This window comes from Rahnella ecdela (genome assembly GCF_019049625.1).
In the GTDB taxonomy this organism is placed as follows: Bacteria; Pseudomonadota; Gammaproteobacteria; order Enterobacterales; family Enterobacteriaceae; genus Rahnella; species Rahnella ecdela.
This window is the reverse complement of record NZ_JAFMOY010000104.1, coordinates 39338-45337: the sequence shown is the minus strand read 5'-3', so window position 1 is coordinate 45337 and position 6000 is coordinate 39338. Positions and strand designations below refer to the sequence as shown.

Below are 6000 nucleotides of genomic sequence, written 5' to 3'. Positions count from 1 at the left end.
GGTTGCCATCGAGATGGGTGGCTTGGGCATTCTGATGCGTCGGAATACCGGTAGGATCGTTATGTTGATAAGCCGCGACTTCGGCAACGTGCTGTTGCAAAGCTGCCTGCTGCGCCGCTAAGGATTCGGCGGTGTTGTGATTACCGTCGAGGTGGGTGGCTTCGGCAATCTGATGCGTTGGAACTCCGGTCGGATCGTTATGTTGATAAGCCGCGACCTCGGCTACGTGCTGCTGCAAGGCTGCCTGCTGTGCCGCTAAGGATTCTGCGGTGTCGTGATTACCGTCGAGGTGGGTGGCTTCGGCAATCTGATGCGTTGGGATCCCTGCGGGGTCATTTTTAACCAGGATAGGCTCCGCAGGGATCAGATTAGGCATTGGCATAACAGCGGGGCCGGTGAAAGAAGTCTGCATTCTTGCTGTAGGATCAAAAGCTGGCATCAGAACATTTTTCGAACCGTCCCAATAAGTATTTGTTTTCAGATAGTCAGTGACTTGCTGCAGATTATCTTTTCTCAGTATCTCATTCTGCTTATCTACAGGAACCCAGGAGTAGTTTGCAAAATAGGCTCGCGCAGCTTCCAGATCAGTTCCGGAAAGCTGGGCTTGAACAGGTGAAACCGCGCTTAACGCAATCACAACACCCAGCCAGACACGGCGAACGTTAATTCTCTGTGTTTGGAGATAACCCATCGTTTCCGGTGTGATATTCATCTCTGGTTTGCTAACCGTGATGTCATTAATGTTGCGATGTTCGACCTGTGCATTCATTTGTTTTTTCCGATATTGAAATAAGTATCTGTTAGCGACAAATAAGAAGCGTTATCAGAACGCTATTCTTGTCTCTTTTCGAAAATCATACATGCGGTGAATGTGACTTGCTTCACGCATTCACCAGTCGTTTGACTTATGTCAAGAAACGTAAACTTATAGCGCAACATGAAATTGTTTCACTTAGCGCGCTTATTTGTAGCTAATGGACACGAATTGAGTTGTCTGGAATGTTAAAAACTAGGAATTTTCGTAGCGAGTAGCGACGGGATGAAATCTCTAGGGGATTCTTGTACAATGTGCAGGGTTTTTAGAAACTGGAGATAAGTGAATGGCAGATAACGCAAATGAATTCCTGGACTATGTCCGGCGGCTGGGAATTGACCAACCCGCGTTGTGTATCCTGTTAGGACTGCCTCGCAGCACGTTAAACAAGTGGATCAATGGTACGGTAACGCAAATCCCACAAGTGGCGGTTACTGCGGTCAGAATGCTTTGGTTTATGCGTAAAAGCGATGAAGCCTTATTTGAAAAGTGGGCGATGGTGCAGGATTTTGGTGTAACTGCCGACTATGCCGTCAACGATAAAGCTCAGGAATTTCTTCACACGATCAAACGTGAACCCAGTCCAGCGATAAAAAAGTTACTGACTAAATAAAGGTGCTGGCAGGATGATCTGTGGCTCTAAAAAAGCGATAAAAAAGGCGACTAACCTTCCGGGTTAGCCGCCTTTTTTGTCATTCTGGTTCAGAAGAACAGGTGGTTTTTTCAGACAACCACGTCGAAAATCATCTTAACCGGTTCGATATTAGTGAAGTTTGCTACATCAGCAACAAAGTCCTCAACATTCCCTTCCATGCCTTTAGCGAAGTCTTCCATTGAATTGCAGTAGATATGGCAGGCGGCGACAAATGGTGTGTCGGCGGGAGCGTCAGCCTGAATTTTATCGATTGAGTAGGAATGACAAAACTCGCCCATGCGGCTTTTGATCAGCGGCAGATGGACCTCACGATAATAATCATGATCAAAGCTTCCGCCTTCGATGTTCGGATATAACACGCTGTATTTAATCACGTCGTCTCTCGTCTTTTTCGCAAGTAAAAATCAATTTTAGCGCACCGGTCCCGGCGGTGCCGCGCGATTTGTGCCCGATGCTCTTTATCCTAAAAATCATTCAGCTGACCACATGTACTAAGCTTAAAAGATTGATACTTAATATGGGACACGCATGGGATTTTTAGGTTGGACAGCAGCAGTCGGAGGACTGCTATTGATTATGTCACTGGCGTCGGGGTGGATTTCCCGCGGTCCGGTGACGACTTTTGGTTTATATCTGGCGGCAGGCATTATCTGTGGCCCCTGGGTTTTGGACTTACTGCATGTCGATCTGGTGGCGTATTCCACGCTCACCGCGCGCTTTACTGAAATCGCGATGGCGGCTTCTCTCTTTATTACCGGTCTCAAGCTAAGGCTGCCTTTTCGCGCGCAAAGCTGGCGAGTTGGCGTGCTCCTGGCATTTCCAGCCATGATGCTGACCGTCCTGTGCGTCGCCGCAATAGCACATTATATCACCGGGATTTCGTGGCCGCTGGCACTGGCGCTGGGGGCCATTATTGCGCCGACGGATCCGGTTCTGGCGAGCATGATTGCGGTGAATGATGCCAATGACGATGACGGTTTGCGCGTCGCGCTTTCCAGCGAGGCAGGCATGAATGATGGCTCAGCGCTACCCATTCTGATGCTGGCGCTGATGCTGTTTACCGCGCACGAGGGGTTATCGTCAGAGGCGATCTGGCACTGGGCATGGCGTGATGTGGCCTGGGCGTTACTCGGCGGATTAGCGATAGGTTATGCGATGGGCAAGCTGGTCGGGCTAAGTGCTACCCGTTTTCACAGCCGACAGCGTACGGTCGCGCCAAGCGATTTTCTGGCGCTGGCGCTGATAGCACTGAGTTATGCTGCCGCGCAAAGTCTCGATGCTTCTGGTTTTCTTGCGGCGTTCGCCGCCGGTGTCGGGCTTCGCAGTGCAGAAGTACGCGTTGTTTCCCAGCATCCGCCAGAGGATATAGAAGAAGGCTCACGTCCGCCACCGGCAGAAGGGATGGTCAACCCCCATCAGCGGCATTCCATGCAGGCCGAAATGCCGCGAAATTCTATCGGGCTGATGGTCGGTGATGCGCTCTCTTTTGGCGATACCATTGAGCGTATTTTTGCAGCAGGGATCGTTATGGTGCTCGGCATCACGCTTGCTGAACACTGGGAACCGATGGGTCTGCTGATTGCGGCGCTGTTGTTTATTGTGATCCGGCCGCTGGCGGTATATATCACCACGCTGGGCGTGCATGTGCCGAAGGGCAGGCGGCTGATGATTGGCTGGTTTGGTATTCGCGGTATCGGCAGTATGAATTACATCGCTTACGCCTGGACCCACGGTTTACACGGGGCAGAAGCCAACTATATGACCAATATTGCGTTTACCGTGATTGTTACCAGCGTGGTTATCCACGGTGTGACCGTTTCACCGGTACTTCATTGGCGTAAAGCCAGACAGGAGGCTGCCCGTGAAGAACAGGAAGAGCGGGAAAAACAGCAAAATAATGAGGCATAAAAAAGCGGACGCTCATGGCGTCCGTTCTTCTCTCTCATGTGGCAGTCAGGCAATCTGTTTTTTGCCCAGACTGAGCATGAACAACACAGCGGCACAAAGCACGACAGAAGGGCCTGCGGGGGTATCGTAAAACGCTGAGAATGTCAGACCGCCCGTCACGGCAATAATGCCAATCGCTACCGCTACCAGCGCCATCTGCTCGGGTGTTTTGGCGAAACGGCGCGCCGTTGCTGCAGGGATAATCAGCAGCGAAGTGATGATCAGCGCACCGACAAATTTCATCGCCAGACCAATCGTCAGCGCCGTCACCAGCATCAGGACAACGCGCGAACGTTGCAGATTTACGCCATCTACATGGGCCAGTTCAGGGCTGATGGTCATCGAAAGCAGGGCACGCCATTGCCAGCAGAGTACGGCAATCACCACGGTAACACCGATGCCAATCATCCAGATATCGCTGTAGGTCACCGACAGCAAATCACCGAACAAATAGGCCATCAGATCGACACGCACGCCAGACATCAGGCTGACTACCACCAGCCCGAGCGACAGCGCGCTGTGCGCCATAATTCCCAGCAGCGTATCGACAGCCAGATGCGGTTTGCGCTCGAGCGCCACCAGCAATACGGCCAGTAATAAGGTGACGGCAATGACGGTATAAAAAGGATTCACATTCAGCAGCAAACCAAACGCAACGCCAAGCAGCGAGGCGTGGGCCAGCGTATCACCGAAATAGGACATCCGTCGCCAGACCACAAACGAACCCAGCGGACCGGCAGCGATAGCCAGTAAAACACCGGCCAGCCAGCCCGGTAATAACAGCGCGATCATGCGTCACGACCTCCGGTATTGCGCAAAATTATCTTCCCTTTTAAATCGTGACGATGGTTATGATTGTGACGATAAATCGCCAGTTGTTCTGCGCCGCGGTTACCAAACATCGCGATAAATTCCGGATGCGTGGACACCACTTCTGGCGAACCGGAACAACAAATGTGCTGGTTCAGACACAGCACTTCGTCGGTTTTCGCCATCACCAGATGCAAATCATGCGACACCATCAGCACTGCACAACCCAACTCGCAGCGCAGGCTGTCAATCAGGTTGTAAAGCGCCAGCTGTCCGTTGACGTCAACGCCTTGCGTCGGTTCATCGAGCACCAGTAGCTGCGGACTGTTCATCAGCGCACGGGCTAAAAGTACACGCTGGTTTTCGCCACCGGATAACTTTTGCATGGGTTGATCCAGCAGATGCGCGGCCTGTACGCGTTTAAGCGCAGGCAGAATATCGCTTTTTTTCACGCCAGGTTTAAGGCGCATAAAGCGGCTAACGGTCAGCGGCATGGTGGGATCAAGATGAATTTTTTGCGGCACGTAGCCGATGCGCAAGCCGGGCTCACGGGTCATCACGCCTTCGGTGGGCGCAATCAGGCCAAGAACCACACGGACTAGTGTCGATTTCCCCGCACCATTCGGGCCGAGAAGGGTCAGAATTTTCCCCGGTTGCAGGCTCAGCGAGATGTTGGACAGCACGCGTCGGGAACCGAAAGTCACTGAAATATTTTGGAGCGTAGCTAAAGTGGGCATGTCATTGGGTCTTGCAGAACAAATCGAATGTTATAATATTGCGTTTCGCGAAAAATAACCAGTTTTCCCCCACCACGAAGATGAGTTCACTCTGCATGATACAGAAAAAAAGCGTTAAACGGATGTTTCTTGCCGCCGCAATATTGAGTTCCACTGCGGTTTTTAGCACGCAGGCCGCCGTTGTGGCTTCCGTTCGCCCGCTGGGTTTTATTGCATCGGCTATCGCTGATGGGGTTATGCCGACTGAAGTCTTACTGCCGGATGGCGCATCTCCCCATGATTTTGCGCTGCGTCCTTCTGATATTTCGCGCATGCGCAGTGCTGATCTGGTTGTCTGGGTCGGGCCGGAAATGGAAGCCTTCATGACCAAATCTGTCGCGCAGTTACCGCCAAACCGCCAGGTAGAAATTGCGACATTGCCGGCCGTCAAACCGCTGCTGATGAAAGGCAGTGACGATGACGAGCATGACCACGATCATGCCCATGAAAACGACGGCGATGAGCATCATCACGGCGAATACAATATGCACGTCTGGCTGTCCCCGGAAATCGCCCGTCAGACCGCGATTGCCATTCATAACCAACTCGTTCAGCTCGTGCCGCAAAAAAAGCAACAATTAGATGCAAATTTATCTCATTTTGAAGACGGCTTGACAAAAGCTGACAAAAACCTTGGTAGTATTCTGCAACCTGTTCAGGGTAAGGGATATTTTGTTTTTCACGATGCCTATGGCTACTTTGAAAAACACTTCGGCCTTTCGCCGCTTGGTCACTTTACGATCAATCCCGAAATTCAACCCGGTGCACAGCGATTACATCTCATTCGAACACAGTTGGTTGAGCAAAAAGCGACCTGCGTTTTTGCTGAGCCACAATTCAGGCCAGCCGTCATAACGGCTGTTGCCCAGGGGACAAAAGTGCGTATGGGCACATTGGATCCGCTGGGGAGCAGCATTGCACTGGGTGCGGACAGCTATGTGAACTTCCTGTCACAGCTGACGAACCAGTACCTGAGCTGCCTGAAGTAAGCTAAAAGG

At 51.6% G+C, this 6000-nt stretch carries 7 protein-coding genes; 3 read left to right on the top strand and 4 right to left on the bottom strand.

Annotated elements, in window-relative coordinates; translation table 11 throughout:
• Positions 1-769, bottom strand: a 769-nt coding sequence (locus J1784_RS02800) for a hypothetical protein (protein WP_217147927.1), incomplete at its 3' end; no start/stop codon positions are given.
• A gap of 331 nt (positions 770-1100) precedes the next feature.
• On the opposite strand from J1784_RS02800, the gene J1784_RS02795 reads away from it, so the two are divergent.
• Complete coding sequence (locus J1784_RS02795; RefSeq protein ID WP_217147926.1) at positions 1101-1427, top strand: hypothetical protein; 327 nt, start codon at positions 1101-1103, stop codon at positions 1425-1427.
• Between the two features lie 110 nt (positions 1428-1537).
• Here the strand turns inward: J1784_RS02795 and J1784_RS02790 are convergent, their stop codons facing one another.
• A complete protein-coding gene (locus J1784_RS02790; protein WP_217147925.1) occupies positions 1538-1843 on the bottom strand; it encodes an EthD family reductase in 306 nt (101 codons plus the stop codon).
• Positions 1844-1997: 154 nt separating this feature from the next.
• Between J1784_RS02790 and J1784_RS02785 the strand changes: the two genes are divergently transcribed.
• Complete coding sequence (locus J1784_RS02785; protein WP_217147924.1) at positions 1998-3377, top strand: cation:proton antiporter; 1380 nt, start codon at positions 1998-2000, stop codon at positions 3375-3377.
• A 45-nt stretch (positions 3378-3422) separates the two neighbouring features.
• Here J1784_RS02785 and znuB read toward each other — a convergent pair whose 3' ends face one another.
• The gene (gene znuB, locus J1784_RS02780) at positions 3423-4208 is read right to left on the bottom strand and encodes a zinc ABC transporter permease subunit ZnuB (protein WP_217147923.1); all 786 of its coding nucleotides are present in this window, start codon (positions 4206-4208) and stop codon (positions 3423-3425) included.
• Positions 4205-4963: a zinc ABC transporter ATP-binding protein ZnuC gene (znuC, locus tag J1784_RS02775; protein WP_120162828.1), complete on the bottom strand. Its 759-nt coding sequence runs from the start codon at positions 4961-4963 to the stop codon at positions 4205-4207. Before znuC ends, znuB begins: the two co-directional genes overlap by 4 nt.
• 95 nt (positions 4964-5058) lie before the next feature.
• Between znuC and znuA the strand changes: the two genes are divergently transcribed.
• Complete coding sequence (gene znuA / locus J1784_RS02770) at positions 5059-5991, top strand: zinc ABC transporter substrate-binding protein ZnuA (RefSeq protein WP_217147922.1); 933 nt, start codon at positions 5059-5061, stop codon at positions 5989-5991.
• Positions 5992-6000 lie beyond the last annotated feature (9 nt).